Origin of the sequence: Paenibacillus glycanilyticus (assembly GCF_030161375.1) — a bacterium.
Taxonomy (GTDB): domain Bacteria; phylum Bacillota; class Bacilli; order Paenibacillales; family Paenibacillaceae; genus Pristimantibacillus; species Pristimantibacillus glycanilyticus_B.
This window is the reverse complement of sequence record NZ_BSSQ01000019.1, coordinates 81,480-97,149: the sequence shown is the minus strand read 5'-3', so window position 1 is coordinate 97,149 and position 15,670 is coordinate 81,480. Positions and strand designations below refer to the sequence as shown.

The 15,670-nt window shown below is 46.5% G+C and carries 15 protein-coding genes and 2 pseudogenes; 7 read left to right on the top strand and 10 right to left on the bottom strand.

Annotated features, from left to right (window positions below; translation table 11 throughout):
• Positions 1-12: 12 nt before the first annotated feature.
• Together QQK89_RS24380 and QQK89_RS24375 are read right to left on the bottom strand one after the other, a co-directional pair.
• On the bottom strand, positions 13-714 hold the full coding sequence (locus tag QQK89_RS24380) for a hypothetical protein (protein WP_284241310.1): 702 nt from the start codon (positions 712-714) through the stop codon (positions 13-15).
• A gap of 32 nt (positions 715-746) precedes the next feature.
• The gene (locus tag QQK89_RS24375) at positions 747-1,622 is read right to left on the bottom strand and encodes a helix-turn-helix transcriptional regulator (RefSeq protein ID WP_284241309.1); all 876 of its coding nucleotides are present in this window, start codon (positions 1,620-1,622) and stop codon (positions 747-749) included.
• A 160-nt stretch (positions 1,623-1,782) separates the two neighbouring features.
• On the opposite strand from QQK89_RS24375, the gene QQK89_RS24370 reads away from it, so the two are divergent.
• The 3 genes and pseudogenes from QQK89_RS24370 (at position 1,783) to QQK89_RS24360 (ending at position 4,256) form a co-directional block, all read left to right on the top strand.
• Positions 1,783-3,492, top strand: a complete 1,710-nt coding sequence (locus tag QQK89_RS24370; protein WP_284241308.1) for a glycoside hydrolase family 2 protein — start codon at positions 1,783-1,785, stop codon at positions 3,490-3,492.
• A 77-nt stretch (positions 3,493-3,569) separates the two neighbouring features.
• A pseudogene (locus QQK89_RS24365) lies at positions 3,570-4,022 on the top strand (NucA/NucB deoxyribonuclease domain-containing protein); the annotation flags it as partial.
• On the top strand, positions 4,017-4,256 hold the full coding sequence (locus QQK89_RS24360) for an excalibur calcium-binding domain-containing protein (RefSeq protein ID WP_284241565.1): 240 nt from the start codon (positions 4,017-4,019) through the stop codon (positions 4,254-4,256). The pseudogene QQK89_RS24365 and the gene QQK89_RS24360, both read left to right, overlap by 6 nt.
• A gap of 71 nt (positions 4,257-4,327) precedes the next feature.
• Here QQK89_RS24360 and QQK89_RS24355 read toward each other — a convergent pair whose 3' ends face one another.
• Positions 4,328-4,804: a GNAT family N-acetyltransferase gene (locus QQK89_RS24355; protein WP_284241307.1), complete on the bottom strand. Its 477-nt coding sequence runs from the start codon at positions 4,802-4,804 to the stop codon at positions 4,328-4,330.
• Positions 4,801-5,583: a nucleotidyltransferase domain-containing protein gene (locus QQK89_RS24350; RefSeq protein WP_284241306.1), complete on the bottom strand. Its 783-nt coding sequence runs from the start codon at positions 5,581-5,583 to the stop codon at positions 4,801-4,803. Before QQK89_RS24350 ends, QQK89_RS24355 begins: the two co-directional genes overlap by 4 nt.
• Before the next feature lie 242 nt (positions 5,584-5,825).
• On the opposite strand from QQK89_RS24350, the gene QQK89_RS24345 reads away from it, so the two are divergent.
• Complete coding sequence (locus QQK89_RS24345; RefSeq protein ID WP_284241305.1) at positions 5,826-6,230, top strand: VOC family protein; 405 nt, start codon at positions 5,826-5,828, stop codon at positions 6,228-6,230.
• Positions 6,231-6,347: 117 nt separating this feature from the next.
• Here QQK89_RS24345 and QQK89_RS24340 read toward each other — a convergent pair.
• Positions 6,348-6,827: pseudogene (locus QQK89_RS24340) on the bottom strand (phosphotransferase-like protein); the annotation flags it as partial.
• Between the two features lie 32 nt (positions 6,828-6,859).
• A complete protein-coding gene (locus tag QQK89_RS24335) occupies positions 6,860-7,396 on the bottom strand; it encodes an AAA family ATPase (protein WP_284241304.1) in 537 nt (178 codons plus the stop codon).
• A gap of 142 nt (positions 7,397-7,538) precedes the next feature.
• Here QQK89_RS24335 and QQK89_RS24330 point away from each other — a divergent pair, with 142 nt between their 5' ends.
• Both QQK89_RS24330 and QQK89_RS24325 read left to right on the top strand, forming a co-directional pair.
• Positions 7,539-8,012 carry a DUF2975 domain-containing protein gene (locus QQK89_RS24330; protein WP_284241303.1) on the top strand — a complete coding sequence of 158 codons (474 nt, stop codon included), beginning with the start codon at positions 7,539-7,541 and terminating at the stop codon, positions 8,010-8,012.
• Positions 8,009-8,212, top strand: coding sequence for a helix-turn-helix domain-containing protein (locus tag QQK89_RS24325; RefSeq protein WP_284241302.1), 204 nt, complete (start codon positions 8,009-8,011; stop codon positions 8,210-8,212). Before QQK89_RS24330 ends, QQK89_RS24325 begins: the two co-directional genes overlap by 4 nt.
• A gap of 63 nt (positions 8,213-8,275) precedes the next feature.
• Here QQK89_RS24325 and QQK89_RS24320 read toward each other — a convergent pair whose 3' ends face one another.
• The 3 genes from QQK89_RS24320 to QQK89_RS24310 all read right to left on the bottom strand — a co-directional run bounded on the left by QQK89_RS24320 (position 8,276) and on the right by QQK89_RS24310 (position 12,632).
• Entirely contained in the window at positions 8,276-10,105 is a 1,830-nt protein-coding gene (locus QQK89_RS24320) for an ABC transporter ATP-binding protein (protein WP_284241301.1), read from the bottom strand.
• Positions 10,080-11,927, bottom strand: a complete 1,848-nt coding sequence (locus QQK89_RS24315; RefSeq protein WP_284241299.1) for an ABC transporter ATP-binding protein — start codon at positions 11,925-11,927, stop codon at positions 10,080-10,082. The genes QQK89_RS24320 and QQK89_RS24315 overlap by 26 nt, the downstream gene beginning before the upstream one ends.
• 264 nt (positions 11,928-12,191) lie before the next feature.
• Complete coding sequence (locus tag QQK89_RS24310; protein WP_284241298.1) at positions 12,192-12,632, bottom strand: cell wall hydrolase; 441 nt, start codon at positions 12,630-12,632, stop codon at positions 12,192-12,194.
• Positions 12,633-12,838: 206 nt separating this feature from the next.
• Here QQK89_RS24310 and QQK89_RS24305 point away from each other — a divergent pair, with 206 nt between their 5' ends.
• Positions 12,839-14,083 (top strand): mechanosensitive ion channel family protein, encoded by a 1,245-nt coding sequence (locus QQK89_RS24305; RefSeq protein ID WP_284241297.1) that lies wholly within the window; start codon positions 12,839-12,841, stop codon positions 14,081-14,083.
• A 51-nt stretch (positions 14,084-14,134) separates the two neighbouring features.
• Here the strand turns inward: QQK89_RS24305 and QQK89_RS24300 are convergent, their stop codons facing one another.
• Positions 14,135-15,610: a sulfatase family protein gene (locus QQK89_RS24300; RefSeq protein ID WP_284241296.1), complete on the bottom strand. Its 1,476-nt coding sequence runs from the start codon at positions 15,608-15,610 to the stop codon at positions 14,135-14,137.
• Positions 15,611-15,670 lie beyond the last annotated feature (60 nt).

Genomic DNA, 15,670 nt, shown 5'->3' with positions numbered 1-15,670 from the left:
GAATAGGCCTCCTTACGGGTTGTTTGCTTGCATAAGGTCCTCAGGACTTACTTGATCCGTCTTGTTCAGCTTCAGCACTTGCTGCTCAGAATCATATTGGTAATGGTAAACGTTAATGAAATCTTGCCCGGCCCCTTGTCCGCCGGTGACTACAAGTTCGTTGCCCGTAACTTGAAGAGGGTAATGCGGATGTTGAGTAATCGTATCCATCATGCCGTGACCATCCCAGGCTTCTGCCTTAATCGGAAAAGCTTGACCGTCCTTCACGCCAAATAGATACGCTTCAAGAGCATGGCAATCGGTATAACGCGGATAATAGGCGAATAGATCGGTGTCTCCGATCGTGACCTTCTGAAGATCGATGGTTTCGTCCGTTGGTTCGATCATCTCCAATTGCCCGGGAAAAGTCATAAGTATGCTGGCTTCACCGCCGTTTATCGGCTCCCATACGGCTTCATAATCACCAGTCCATCTGAGATCCGTTTCCAGCCCCCAACAACTTGGAGCCCCAAGCTGTTCTACGGTTGCGTGGCTCGCCGGTTGAATGACCAGCTTCCCCGCTTCATGCGCGGCAACCGCTCTAACGGACAAATCTTCGTTTGGCGCCCCTGATTCAATCGTAGTCTCGGCAGTTGAATTCGCGACATGCGAGCAAGCCGTAAGTACAGTTACCATTAACACCAGCAATAGCGGCCAGATCCACTTCACTCTCATCTAAATCCCCTTATTGGAAAATATTTCTTTTTCTATTGTAACGTTTCTGAGAGACCATAAGTTGCATGCTGCTCTGCCCTCTTCTTTTCCCTAAATACGCTGGGAGCAGATCCATTCATCTGTTTGAACATTTTGCTGAAATGATATTCCTCATAATAGCCGCACAACTTCGCGATTTGCTTAACGGGGTAGTCCGTGTACACGAGATACCCGCAAGCTTGCTGGTTGCGGATCTGATTCAAATACTCTTTGGGACTCCGGCCGGTATACTTCATAAACATCTTTCGCAAGTAAGAAGGAGATATATTGTATTCTTCCGCCAACTGTTCAATACGCAAATTCTCTTTATAACGGCTCTCCAAACTTTGTTTGACCTTCTCGTAGGCAGCAAACAAACCTGATTCGTCGACATTCCATTCCGGTGCTTCAAGCTGCTGCAATCTGCCAAGCAACAATTGCAAATGAGCTTCCGGCATGTTTGGACCAGCAGACATTCTGGCCACCCAGCTTTGATACAATAGCTTGAACATAGAGCCAAGCTCATTGGCCTGAGCCTCCGCATATTGGCTTAGGAAAGGAAAATCCAATTTCTGTACGGGCTTCATATCCTTCCATACCGCCTCATACCTAAGTTCAGCGCATTCAAACAGCACCATTGTCATCCGGAGCGGCGCCACTGGATTTACCCGCATCGACATCTCGAGCCCCGGCTTCAGATAAACAAGCATGCCTGCCTCGACTTTATATTCGGCGTTGGTCATAAAGGTCCCCTCTCCTTCATGAATCCAGTAGAAACTATGGATATGAACTAGATTGCGTATATCCTTCCAGCCGGGATACGTTAATTTATCGATGATGAAGTGGATATGCGGTACAAGATGTTTGGTAACTTGTCTGGTGTCATCCATGCGCATTCCCCTCCTTCGGTCCGTTGCTTGATAGAATCGAAATTTACAAGCCATATTCGGATTCTTCCATTCAGTCAATGGTTTCAACATGCTATATTATCCATATTATCAGACGATTACCTGCCATGCTATGACCGATTGAACTAGAGGAGGAGCTATCTTGATAAGAACATTTGCCGAACATCATATTCGCCAAACCACGCTGCTCGACGGACCTTGGGATTTTATAAGAGACTACGAAGATCATGGATTGCAAAATAACTGGCATGAGCGATTTCCACATCCCGAGAAAGTTCTGCACGTCCCTTCCTGCTGGAATAACGAACTGCATCTGTATGATTATGAAGGCGTTGCCTGGTACCGGAAAAAGCTGCGGACAAAAGACTCGCAGCATGTCCGTCTTATTTTCCATGCTGTCTTAGGCCATGCCGACGTTTACCTAGACGGTCAACATCTTGGCTACCATTATGGCGGTTATACCCCATTCGAATTTATTGTGCCTTCCTTGCCGGCGGGGGAACATGAGCTCATTGTCCGGACGGACAGCACCTTGGACAAACTTACGATTCCTACAGAACTTGTCGATTGGTTTCATTATGGAGGGATCATCCGTTCTGTAGAATTACAGATTGTTCCCAATCTGTATCTCGATAAGCTTCAAATCAAATATGAGCTGGATGAGTCAGATGCAAATATTAACGTCCGGGTCAACATTCGTTCTCTATCGCTCGAGGATGAATCTACTCCTTTCACGTTGTACGCAGGAGACCAGCAGATCCATTCCCAGAATCTACGGGTCGGCGCAGGGCAAACGTTGGAACTTGAGGTGAAACTCAATTGGACCGATGTTCGCTTATGGAACCCTGGCGCTCCGGAACTCTATCTGTTCAAGGCCATGCTTGACGAAGACGACAAGATTGAGCGGATCGGGTTCCGCAAGATCGAGACTCGCCAGCATCGTATTCTCATTAACGGTTCTCCCGTCTACCTCAAAGGAGTAAATCGGCATGAGGAGCATCCGGAATGGGGATTCGCCTTCCCTCCCAAGCTCATGCGGAAGGATCTCGACATTATCCTTGAACTTGGATGCAATACGGTTCGCGGTTCCCACTACCCTCAAAGCTCCTATTGGCTCGATCTTCTGGATGAGAACGGGATTGTGTTTTGGAGCGAAATCCCAATCTGGGGGGCTATGTTGCCGAACGAGACGGTATGCGAACCTCTATTCCAAGAACGCGCGTTAACGATGATGGAAGAGATGGTTAATATGCATCAACATCATCCCTCCATTGTATTTTGGTCGGTACATAACGAGATCGACTCCCGGACGCAAGATGCCTATGAACTAACGAAACGAATGGTTGAGCTTGTCAGGCAGCTTGACTCCAGCAGACTAGTTACCTACGCGACCATGCATCCTCTTGAGGATGTGTTGCTGCCGCTAGTTGACGTCATTGGCATCAACAAATATTATGGCTGGTATGAAGGGCAAGTAGAAGGCTTTAAGGGAATGCTCGAGAAATTCCATGAACGTACCGAGGCGCTTGGTGCCGGGGATAAACCGGTCCTCATGACCGAGTTCGGAGGCGCCGGAATTTTCGGCGATGTGGGATGGGAGCCGCGGTTATTCAGCGAAGATTACCAGTCGCATATCGTGACGGAAGCTCTTCATATTTTCCGTGAAGACCCCCGAATCGGCGGTACCTACATCTGGCAGTTTGCGGATATTCGGGGCGATCTGAAGAGCAACGGCAGCCATTTCCGCGATCGTGCCCGAAGCTTCAACAATAAAGGACTCGTCAATGAATACCGGAAGCCAAAGCAAGCTTTCAGGGAAGTGCGGCGTATTTATAAGAGCTGGGAGGATTAAGAGTGGAAGGATTTGCATGGTAATCCCTCCCTATTTCCTATAAGATAGACTGGACATCTTAGATAAAGGGGATTGTTATGGCCACGTTCCTTCCATTTGGAATCCGCAAACTGAATTTGATATTATTAATTACTTCCCTCCTGTTATTAGGGGTTGGCGGTTGCGCCATGCCTTCATCTGAACCGGCAACAACAACCGTCGCTTCAACCAAATACGATGTGATCGTCCACTTCCCTGCAGCCCAATATCCGGAGACTGCGGCACATATTCAGAACGCGATCAAAGACGGAGAATCGCCGGTCTGCACCTTGGACCGCGGGGACGCCGATGCCAACCGTTCGAAGTCATTAGCCGGCATTCCAACCAAGTCCGGCTATGACCGCGATGAATGGCCAATGGCCATGTGCGATGAAGGCGGTACGGGAGCGGATATTGCTTACATAACTCCCTCCGACAACCGTGGAGCCGGATCCTGGGTAGGCAATCATCTGGACGACTACTCGGACGGCACAAGAGTTTTGTTCGTGATTGACGGAGGTGCCGACGGCGATGTGAAGCCAACCTCCAAGAGCACAAGCACCAAGAGCACGAGTACGAAGAGCACTGACACAAAAATTGCAGACACAAAGATCAAGTCAAGCTCCGTCACTTACCGGAACTGCTCGGAGGTAAGAGCTGCGGGGAAAAATCCATTGCACGCAAGCGACCCCGGCTATTCCCGTCAACTCGACGGTGACGGCGACGGCGTAGCTTGCGAGAACTAGGATCAACAAAACGGCAGCCCGAGCGGCTGCCGTTTGTTATTGATGTTACGTATTTACTTTAGCGGTACTTTCTATGTTTCAGTTGTACTGCTTTTGTAGATGTTTTTACGAGCTATCTGCATGAATAATTGAGGACTCTCCAATGGTTCAAAACCATATTGCGAATATAAAGAATGTGCGTCATTCGTTGCTAACAAAAACCTGCGAACTCTTTGTAGTTCAGCATGTTCAATAATGGTGCTAATTAGCCATTTAGATAACCCTAATCCCCTATAAGGTTCAAGTATAAATACATCAGCAAGATATGCAAATGTAGCTAAATCAGAAATAACCCTTGCGAAGCCAATTAGTTGCGCTGGTTCAACTTTGGGGTTACCCTTATAAACTCCAAAACATAAGGCTGTATTTTCAATGGATTTGGTTACCGTTTCTTTAGGTATTCCATTTGCCCAATAAGATTCATTATTCAAATAGTTAAAGACTACTTCTATGTCCAAGTAACCTTTATTAGTTGAAATCGTAAAGCCATCTCTCTCCCAAAAGTTCATTCTCCCCACCACTCTCCTATTTTTCTGGAAGCAGCCATTGCATTTAACGCGTTCTCAAAATAGCTATATACTTCATCTGCAATTCCAAGAAACTCTTCAACAGGTACATTACTACTATCCAAGTAACAAGCATACAGATAATCAACTAAAGCGGAGTCAATCTCACAATAGACTACAATGGCATTTTTCATCTTAAGAATGTCATCTTGCCATACACCTGTATCTTCTATAACCAAAGAGTATAATGCACGAATTAATCGCTTAGAATAACCTTTAATATATCTAGTCTTCATTGTGTTATCACTAGCATTAGAAAGTGAGCTACGTACACGATCTACTTCCTCCTTGGTCTCTCTGTTTAAGTCTAAAATGAACTCTGGAGAAGCCATTATCGGCGGCACTCTTTCACCAACGTCATGACCATATATGCAAACACAAATGATCTTAATCCAAAAACCCCACTCATTCGGTTTACTTAATACATCGTCAATCAGGCAAATTGTCGTATCAATCTTAGTTAATACTGGATACTCTTCCAAAATCTTTTCTTTAATATTTGACAATCTTTCGTAATCAATATCTTTGGGATTTACACATACAATAGTAAAGTCTGCATCTGACTGAAAAGGTGTAGCAGTTCCTTTTGGAATCGAACCACACATATAAATGCTATGAATCTTATCTTTAAATTCGGTAAGTATATGATTTATATACTTATCAACAAAATCCTTGTATTCACTTTGTATTGCCACTCTATTTATAACTTTTTCCAATATCATATAGACCCCTCCTAAACATGAAGATCTTCTTACGGTGTTAGCCGATGCTGAATATCGGGAAAACAATCAATTTTTAAGTATTCGCGGAGTTATTGAACAATCCTGCCAAATCAAAACAGAATGGTAAAACGCTACTGACATACTGTTGTCAGTAGCGTTTTATTATACTCGGAGTCAGTAACTGTAAAGGATCGCGATCTAATACGGTTTGTTATCTTTTAGTATAGGAAGGATGGTATCTCGTGAATTTAGCTTCTGTACGCATTATTACCGACGATGTCGGTCGTCTCGTCGAGTTTTATGAGAAAGTCTTGGGTATTTCGGCGGAACGCCTCGCACCTGTCTTCGCCGAATTCGTTCTGCCATCATGCACCTTGGCGATCGGACACTCCCAGACCGTGCAACTGTTCGGTGCTGGTTCAGCAATGGCGGCCAACAATCACAGTGTCATCATCGAGTTCCGCGTCCACGATGTCGATGCCGAATACGAGCGCTTGAAGCCGTTTATTGATGAGTGGGTAAAGGAACCAACCACTATGCCGTGGGGCAACCGCGCGATGTTGTTTCGCGATCCCGATGGCAACCTGGTTAACCTCTTCACGCCGGTGACCGAGGAAGCGATCAAGCGGTTCAGCGGTAGACGTTGACGGATAGTTGAAGTGATTTACTGACCGCTTCATAGATAGAGACCATAGCAGCGAGCTATGGTCTCTTCATTTTATCTAGGTTATTTATTGTTTTTTGTTATCTGATGGATTTGCCTACTATGAAACACTAATATTTCTTGTACTTAATTTCTTAAATGCAGAGTAACCTTGGTCGGACTTAATAAAACTTACTATTTTATCGGCACATTCGGATGGACTCAGCTTTTCCGTATTTACTTCAAGATCATATTCATTATAGGAATATACGCGGTCGAACTGGGAATGTGCTAGTCCAATGATTCGATCTCCCCTGCTCTGCTCTCTTCTTGAGAGTTCTTCTTTCGAGCATAACACGCCTACAAATAATATAGGATAATCAACAAGTGAATCATAGAAATCATTAAAGTACCTGTCATTTGCGATTACGGTATCTACTATCACGTTAAAACCCAGTTCTGATAACAATTTAATGGTCGAATGGTACACCGAGCATATGGAATGATCAACTATTTGCGAGACAACCTGATGATCAATTCCTCTTGGAGGTTCATCTGGAAATTTATTGTTAACAAAATCATTGTAATTATTAAACTTATCTATTAGATTTGCGTTTCATTCGGACAACCTTTTCAATTCTCTATAACAATTTCTCCTTCATCCCTTGGTTCTTCAAATCCATTGAGAAATGTTGAAAACAACTCTTCTGTAATCGTAAAGGGAGCATTGGCATCAAACCGTTGGCTGCGAATCTTAAGGCGCTTCCGCAATTCATCAGGCTGCACTTTTAAGTAAATGAGTTTCCATTCCCCTTCGGCATTCTCAATAATCCGCTTATATTTATTTCTTTCCGACTTGCTCCAAAAACTAGAATCAACCACAACCCGTTTCTTATCTTGAATAAATTGCACGATCTTATTATGTAAACTAATATGCGCTTTATTTAAATTTTCCCTGTACTTATCAATGGGATAATCAATTCCATATCGTCCGTTAACGGACCATACCTCCTCATCTATGGAGAGACGTATATATCCATACTCCTCCATTTTTTGAGAAAAGGTCGTTTTCCCTGAACCGGCAATTCCACACATTAACACAACTAAAGGCTTATCAGGATCTCGATCGGAATCAATCAGAATCTCCATATCCGTTTTTTCTAACATCATATATCCCTCCTAAATCACCTTCATCCATATTTTAACATAGCTCATTCAAGATAACTGCTCAATAATTGAATGCAAACGAATCAATATATTTTTATTGTAAAACGATAAACGAAGTGCTAAAATCGAATTTGAGGTGAAATGAATGAAAAGAGAAACACTCTTTCTAAAAGTTGTTCTGGTTGTTATGGCAATTCCCGCGTTAGTCATGTGTGTTTACGGGCTTCCGGCTATGGCGCATAGTATGATGCCTGACTTTCCGGACATCAAAGTGTATCTTTCCGCCCTGGCTGCATATGTAGCGTCTATTGCGTATTTGTTTACGCTGCTTCAGGCCTTTAAGTTACTGAGATACATCGATAAAAATACAGCTTTTTCAGGGGCTTCAGTATTAGCGCTTAAGAAGATCAAACGAGCGGCGGTTGTCGTATCTTTGATGTTTGCATGTAATATCCCGCTCTTCTATTTTGTAGCCGACGGCGCGGATGCGCCAGGCGTCATGGTCATCGGATTATTTGTAACCTGCGCGCCAGTCGTCATCGCAGTATTTGCGGCCGTGCTGGAGAAACTGCTTAATAACGCGATCGAGCTCAAAGATGAACAGGAGCTAACGGTATGATGATCATCAATATTGACGTAATGTTGGCTAAACGGAAGATGAGCGTTACTGAACTTGCAGAAAAAATCGGAATCACAATGGCAAATCTGTCGATCCTAAAAAACGGCAAAGCTAAAGCGATTCGCTTATCCACCCTTGAAGCGATATGCAAGGCGCTAGATTGCCAACCCGGCGACCTTCTCGAGTATCGTCAAGAATAACAAAAAACGCCGAATCTCGGCGTTTTTGTTGGGATATGAAGAACCCTCCCTTTTATCCTTATCTTATGCCCCGACGTAATACTGAGCCTGCGCATTCCAAAGCTCAGCGTATTTTCCGTCCCGGATAGTTACAAGCTCGTCATGGGAGCCGCGTTGGATCAGCCGACCCTCGTGAAACACGGCGATGTCATGACAGAATCGGCAAGACGAGAGCCGGTGCGATACGAAGATTGCCGTCTTACCGCCTATTAACTCATTGAATCGGGAATAGATCTCGAACTCCGCGATCGGATCCAGAGCCGCCGTAGGTTCATCCAGGATTACGAAAGGCGCGTTCTTGTACAATGCCCTTGCAAGAGCCACCTTCTGCGCTTCGCCGCCTGAAAACTCCACGCCGTCGTCAGAGAAATCCTTATGCAGGTAGGTATGAAGCCCTTCCGGCAAGTTCTTCAACTTCTCGCCAAGCCCTGCCATGATCAGAGACTCCTCTACCAATGCTGCGTCATAATCCTCGGAGGAGGCAACGTTATGGCCAAGCGAGAACGAATATAGCTTGAAATCTTGGAACACAACGCTGAATACGCCCATACACGCCGAATAGTCATATTCCCTAATGTCGATCCCGTTTAATGTGATAACGCCCTCCGTAGGTTCATAAAGCCGGCATAACAGCTTGATCATCGTTGTCTTGCCGCTGCCATTCAACCCCACGACCGCAAGCCGTTCGCCGATATTCAATTTCATGCTCAGGTTATTGATGGCGTAATTAGTGGACCCGGGATACTTGAACGAGACATTACGAAACTCAAATTCAAGCCCTTCTTGCGGGATTTGTCTGCTCCCAGCGGTGTTGTGCATATTGTCCGGCAGATCAAGATATTCGAACACGAGGTTAAGATAAGGGTTGTTTGTAATAAAATTGCCCACAACCGAGACCAGCTTGGCCAGCGCGCCAACAGCGCCCGTAACCGCGCCGATGTACTGAACTACGCTGCCAATTGGATACATCCCATAAAGTGCCCGAAGACCGATAAAGAGATAAACGCAACCTCCGAGTACTGCATTCATAGCCGCTGCCAATGCGTTGTTTTTTCCGATCAAGTCAAATATGCGGTACCAGTACTCCGCTCCAACCGACTTATTGTAATGATCCTCGATCGCCGGTGCCTGTTTATAGAGCCGAATGTCCTTTGCGGCATTTTTGGACTGCATATATTCATTGAAAAAATGAACATAAGTGTTTGCTTTCGGGTTATCCTCAAACACTTTCTTCTGAATTTTCTCCTCCTTCTTCTTGATAACATATGTAAATGGAATCATAGACAGGATGAGAAGAATAAGTATGCCTGTTGCATACGGTGACGTTATAAACGTCTGCTCGTAGGAGGAAGCGGAAGTGAACATCCCTATAACCAGTATAATAGATAATATCAGTTCAAAAAGAGGCTGTAGGAGCTCCGGCAGACTGTAGTGCAGGCGCAGAATACCCAATCCGTTGCCGTTCGTCTTCGCTTCAATATCCGCTAATCTTTCATTATTCATGGTATCTTCCACTTGATCATAGTTCAGTTGCATATACCGGTTGCCCAGGAAGAAGTAGAATCGCGCCCACAACGTACTGTTCAAAGTTGTGATCCGCCGGTTAATTGCAGCTTGGATAGCCGAAGCGGCAAACGCAAGCCCAACCGTAAGTATGGCATAGACCGTAATGCGCCCGGTGTCGCGATTCCCAGCCAACTCGTTAATGATTTGGGCGGACAGGAAGAGTACCATTAACGGCTGAAACGCTTTAATAAAGGATGAGGCAACGGCAAGCGGAATGTAGGTTGGGGTTAAGCGATTTACGATGCCGTATCCTCGGCGCAGGTTATGCCAGATGGAGCGCTCCTTCATGGTCGCTCACCTCCCCATCCTTATAGTAGTGAGACTGCACGTTAAACATCTCGGCATATTTCCCGCCATTTCTCATAAGCTCGTCATGCGTGCCGCATTCGGCTATGCCGCCCCCGTCGATTAATAGAATCCTGTCGCAGAATCGCGTGCTTGCCAGCCTATGGGAGATATAAACCGATGTTCGCCCTGCAGTCAAGTCGGCGTATCGCTGGTAAATCTCGCTTTCGGCGATCGGGTCAAGCGCTGCCGTAGGTTCATCCAAGATGATCACCGGCGCGTCTTTGTATAGTGCTCGCGCAAGCGCCAGCTTCTGCTTCTCGCCACCCGAGAGTTCGATCGCGTCCGTGTGAACCCGACGTACAAGAAGCGTGGATTCCCCTTTCTCAAGCCCTCTTACCTTCTCCATTAGTCCGGACATAACGAGACATTCTTCTACCTTCTCGTAATCCGTCTGCTCCTGTAACTGTTGCGAGATATTCCCGGCAATATCGCTGCAGAAGAGATGAATATCCTGAAATACTGTCGAAAAAAGCGAAAAATATTCGTCTCTGTTATATTGCGTGATATCTACGCCGCCTAGCGTGATCTCCCCGCTTGTTGGCTTATACAATCCGCATAGGAGCTTAATAAGCGTCGTCTTGCCTGCTCCGTTCGCCCCAACAATCGCGATCTTCTCCCCTGGCTTGATCTCAAAATCGATGTTGTAGAGCGTAGGTTCCTTTGCCTCCGGATACGTATATCCAACGTTTCTTAACGTAATCGCGGGAGGAAGGAGATCGCCGGATGGCAGCGCATGGCCGGATCCAGTATTCGAAATGTCGGGGACGTCCAAATAATCGCGGATATCTGACAGCTCGCTTAAAGCACGGATTAGCTCGCTTGAGCTAGTCAATATACCGGATAGCCAGCCCGCAAACGCGCCAATGGCGGCAAATACGAGCACAAAGTTGCCCAGTGTCATCTCGCCGTTTAGCAGCAAGTAAATAAGAAACGCATACGCGGCACCATCACGAACCAAACTGAGCGCGGCATCCGATAACTGGGCTTTCATATCGCCAGTCGCTACCTTATGCTCTTTTTCCGTTGAGGCACCAAGTACGTTATGAAATATACCGCGGATTAAGCTGCCCAGGTCATATAGACGGACGTCTTTGCCACCGGATTGTTCTTTCGCTACCCTATGTAGATACCCAAGTTTTCCTTGAAGCCTGGACCGCTCTTCCCGCGTGTCCCTCTCCACCTTTCGGGCACGGGAGAGCGCAAACCAATTGATTGCGGCCGACAAGGCTAGGAAGAGAATAATAAGGGGATGTACAGTTACAATGACTGTTCCATATACAAGAAACCCAAATACGTTCATCAGAACCTGCGATAGGTTTCTCGGTATATTGGAGGCTGGAGAGTGATTGCTTTGCATGGCACGCCATGCTTTTTCGCCTCGTTTGGCGTACCCGGGGCTTTCCAGCACCTCGAAGTCCATATTCAAATGTTTATGCATGACGGTTTGGAGGTGTTTCAATATGCTGATGGTCCCTACGGATTCATTCGTGATGAGATCGGAGTAGCTCTTAGCGCTGCTTAGCACGGCCAGGACAAGCGCCATGATGCCCACCGACAGAATAAACTCGCTTGGCGTTACACCCGCAGTAATGTTGTCGATGACAATTTTGGGCATATAAATGTTAACAAAAGGTACGCCTACGCCTACAATCACCGAGACGGCACAACAAATGAGCGTAAGCGGCCTTGCCCGCCAATGCAACTGCATGGAGTACAAGATGTTTGACCACGCGGAGTATGCGGCTTTTTTCTCTGTTGACACTCTAAAACCTCCTAGAAAGAATGGTTGCTTCAACCTAATGAAATAGGGATGAAGTGTACTGTTGAAATCAGCATAGCACGCTCACGGATATGAACCTATCAAGCAATAGTTGAGATGGGAAAATCAGCTTTCGAAGAATGGAAGTAACCAATTCTGAATAATTCGTGACGAAGTAAAAATTTTCCTTCTATTAGTAGGTTGTACCCGCCGCCAAATAAATAAAAAGGATGCGTTCGCTTGAACGCATCCTTTTTTCCATTTGTCTTACGTATTATAGATATTTTCGCATTCTTTAACGGTTGGTTGATAAAAGCAATGCTTCTTCCATCGGCCTACAAACGGTTGGTCATACCAAGTTGGCGGACATGGTCCTGGATTATCGAATGATCCTGGCCGGAAATACCATAGCGAGAACTCGCCTGGCCAACTCCGCTCCCCATTCACAGCCCGTTGCGCCAGACGTTTTTCTCTTTCTCTTGCGCCTTGATAGTACAAACTATGCTGCAATGCTTCAAACGCATGCGGCTGGTTGATCATTTGGGGGATTGTGCGGATATTTTTGAAGTCGGAGCAATTCCCTCTTATCCGGTTAACGCCTACATTTCCAACTAGGAGCATGCCCTGTTCGCCTTCGGTCTCTGCCTCTGCTCGCAGCAACCTAGCCAACATATCAATATCCTGACTCCTGGCTTTTACAACTGCCATTGGCTCACCTCTTTAGCTTTCTAGACTCATCATATTGTAGGCGAATCGGATGTGTTCCTTTTGTCTTAATAATCGCGTTGTACTCAGCTAACATGCGACTGTATTTTATTGTAAGGACAGGTTTAGTTGACGGGAGGGATTGTATTCAGTACCATCGTAAAATAGGAAAAGCCCCCTCGGGAGCTCTGTTTATTGAAGGAGGAATAATGAATTACATCAAAGATTGGTTTGTAGAATTAGGAATTAGCAATGGCCTAGCCAATTATCTGGCCACTATTTCCCTTGTCGTCATCGTTGGGATCACATGTATAGCAGCTAACTTCTTAACCAAGAAAGTTGTGCTTCGCATCGTTACCCACTACATCCGGAACACCAGATTTCAATGGGATAATTTCCTGCTAGAGCGCAGGGTTTTCCATAAGCTGTCCCATATCGTCCCTGCTATTATCCTTTATTATTTTTCGTTCAACTTTGCAAACTACCAGGCTCTGATCGCAAAAGGAATTACGATTTATCTCATCATTGTAGCGCTTCTCGTGCTGGATGCGTTCCTTAACGCGGTTAACGATATTTATCGAACTTACGACATTTCCAGGAGTCGCCCGATCAAGGGTTACGTTCAGGTGGTTGAGATCTTCCTGTTCATTATTGGCGGCATATTGGCCATCTCTACCCTGATTGGCGAAAGTCCTGTAATCCTAATAAGCGGAATTGGCGCCTTGTCCGCCGTGATGATGCTGATCTTCAAAGATTCGCTGCTTGGCCTTGTTGCCGGTGTCCAGTTAACCGCTAACGATATGGTCCGGGTTGGCGATTGGATTGAAATGCCCAAGTATGGAGCGGACGGAGACATCATCGATATTTCCCTACATACGGTTAAGGTACAAAATTTCGATAAAACCATCACAACAATTCCTTCATACGCACTCATCTCAGATTCATTCATTAATTGGAGAGGCATGCAGGATGCCGGCGGCCGCCGCATCAAGCGTTCCGTATATATCGATATGAATAGCATCGGATTCTGCACGCCGGAGGCTATTGAGAAATTCAAGAAAATTCATGTGCTGAGCGATTATATTCTCGATAAAGAGAAGGAGATTCTACACTATAACCGGGAACATGACATTGACTCCACGGTTGCGGTAAACGGCCGAGCAATGACGAATATCGGCGTGTTCCGCGCGTATGTGGAGCGGTATATCGAGCAGCACCCGAAAATCCATAAAGGCATGACAAAGATCGTCAGACAACTTGCCCCCGGTCAGAACGGATTGCCACTTGAAATATATGCTTTCACAAATAACATTAACTGGGCCGTATATGAGGCGGTTCAATCGGATTTATTCGACCATATCCTTGCCGTTGCGCCGGAATTTGGTTTGCAAGTGTTCCAAAGCCCATCCGGGCAAGATTTCAGAAACAACCGAGCAAAGTCCGAAGTTTATTAGCCTCATAAAAAAGAAGCCGTTCCAATCTGACTGGAACGGCTTCTTTGCGTTTTACGACTTGCGCTGCTCTTTCATTTCCCGGGGATGTCTGCGGATCAGTTCCGGCACGGCGTCGCCCCGTCCCGTCTGCTGAAGCCGCTCTATGTAACGCGGCAGTGATCCCTTCGCATGATAAGGACCGCCTTCCTTCATGACCGTCCACAACGGATCCGTATCATGAGGCATGGATGACATCATCGTATCATGCCAATCGTTCAGTAGGTAGACGGCTTCCCTGCAAATATCGGGCCGCTCAGCCGCTAGGTTGTTCTGTTCATGCGGATCATCGGTTAGATGATAGAGCATTTCCTTATCGAATAGATGATAGCCGTCATGATACGTCCGAATGTAGAGCCAATCGCCAAACCGAACGCTTCGCTGGCACACATGCGCGCATTGCGATACGACCAAATAATCTCTGCCCGATGCTTCGCCGCTCCGCAATACCTCTGCGTAGCTTGTACCGTCCCAACTTGGCATCGGTTCGCGTCCAAGCAGTTCAGCGATGGTTGGCGGCAGATCCAGATGGTAATGAAGACCTTTGTCGATGATTCCCTTCTTCATGCCTGGCCAACGAATAATCATGGGAATGCGGCAGGTTCCTTGATCAGCCGTGCCATGCTCGCCGTAAATGCCAAGTTCGCCCATGTTCTCGCCGTGGTCAGCCGTAATGATTATGATCAGATCATCCATTACGCCTTTCTCTTCAAGCCGTGCAAATAATTGGCCAATGTTCTCATCCATGAAGCGGACTCCGCAATCATAACCGTCCATCATGCGCCTCAGGTCATCTCGGCCGCGGATATCGCCCGGATGCCGAGGGAACTTCGAAGACGTCGAATTGTCGTACATATTGATCTCGCTTGCGCTATGCGGACCCACTTTGCGCATGTGCTGCTCAAGCACCTCATCCGTAATCCACTCCGGCAACGGGTCATCTTTGAATGGATCACCGAATGACTCCGGAGCTCGGTACGGGGTATGCGGATCCCAATAGTTCACATAGAGCATCCAATTGTCTTGCTCCGCGTTCCGGTCGATCCAGTCAAGGACGACCGGCGTTACTTCCTCCGCGGACTCCATTCCGCCTTTGCCGGTATTATGTATTTCGTTAAATCCCGCATAGAATGTCCACGCGGAATGCCTCTCCCCAAACGGGCTCACAAGAGCTGTCCGCAGCCCCGCCTGACGGAATAAAGCCGGGAAGCTTTCAGACGCTAGGCGGTCGCGGAAATCCCTAGTTGGGCCTTCATGGCGAACATCGGCTGCCGTCCCCCCATGCCCGACAACCCCGTTATGAATGCCAAAGCGTCCTGTCATTAAAGCCGTTCGCGACGGGAAACATGGCGCGTCGGAGGTATAATAGTTCTCGAACCGTACGCCTTGCTCGGCAATCCTGTCTATATTCGGAGATGTGTTCCGCGGGTACCCATAACAACCCAGATGATCCGGTCTTGTCGAATCCAAATCCAGCAGCAAAACTCTCATCAATCAAGTCCTCCCTATTATCAGGCATGCCGTTACGGCTATACCCTCATTATAGAATTA

Bases quoted from the DNA above. Each gene is read 5' to 3' on its own strand.
- QQK89_RS24310 (WP_284241298.1), bottom strand. From the start codon at position 12,632: ATGGCAGTTGTAAAAGCCAGGAGTCAGGATATTGATATGTTGGCTAGG.
- QQK89_RS24305 (WP_284241297.1), top strand. From the start codon at position 12,839: ATGAATTACATCAAAGATTGGTTTGTAGAATTAGGAATTAGCAATGGC.
- QQK89_RS24350 (WP_284241306.1), bottom strand. From the start codon at position 5,583: ATGATATTGGAAAAAGTTATAAATAGAGTGGCAATACAAAGTGAATAC.
- QQK89_RS24330 (WP_284241303.1), top strand. From the start codon at position 7,539: ATGAAAAGAGAAACACTCTTTCTAAAAGTTGTTCTGGTTGTTATGGCA.
- QQK89_RS24355 (WP_284241307.1), bottom strand. From the start codon at position 4,804: ATGAACTTTTGGGAGAGAGATGGCTTTACGATTTCAACTAATAAAGGT.
- QQK89_RS24335 (WP_284241304.1), bottom strand. From the start codon at position 7,396: ATGATGTTAGAAAAAACGGATATGGAGATTCTGATTGATTCCGATCGA.
- QQK89_RS24300 (WP_284241296.1), bottom strand. From the start codon at position 15,610: ATGAGAGTTTTGCTGCTGGATTTGGATTCGACAAGACCGGATCATCTG.
- QQK89_RS24320 (WP_284241301.1), bottom strand. From the start codon at position 10,105: ATGAAGGAGCGCTCCATCTGGCATAACCTGCGCCGAGGATACGGCATC.
- QQK89_RS24380 (WP_284241310.1), bottom strand. From the start codon at position 714: ATGAGAGTGAAGTGGATCTGGCCGCTATTGCTGGTGTTAATGGTAACT.
- QQK89_RS24375 (WP_284241309.1), bottom strand. From the start codon at position 1,622: ATGGATGACACCAGACAAGTTACCAAACATCTTGTACCGCATATCCAC.
- QQK89_RS24325 (WP_284241302.1), top strand. From the start codon at position 8,009: ATGATGATCATCAATATTGACGTAATGTTGGCTAAACGGAAGATGAGC.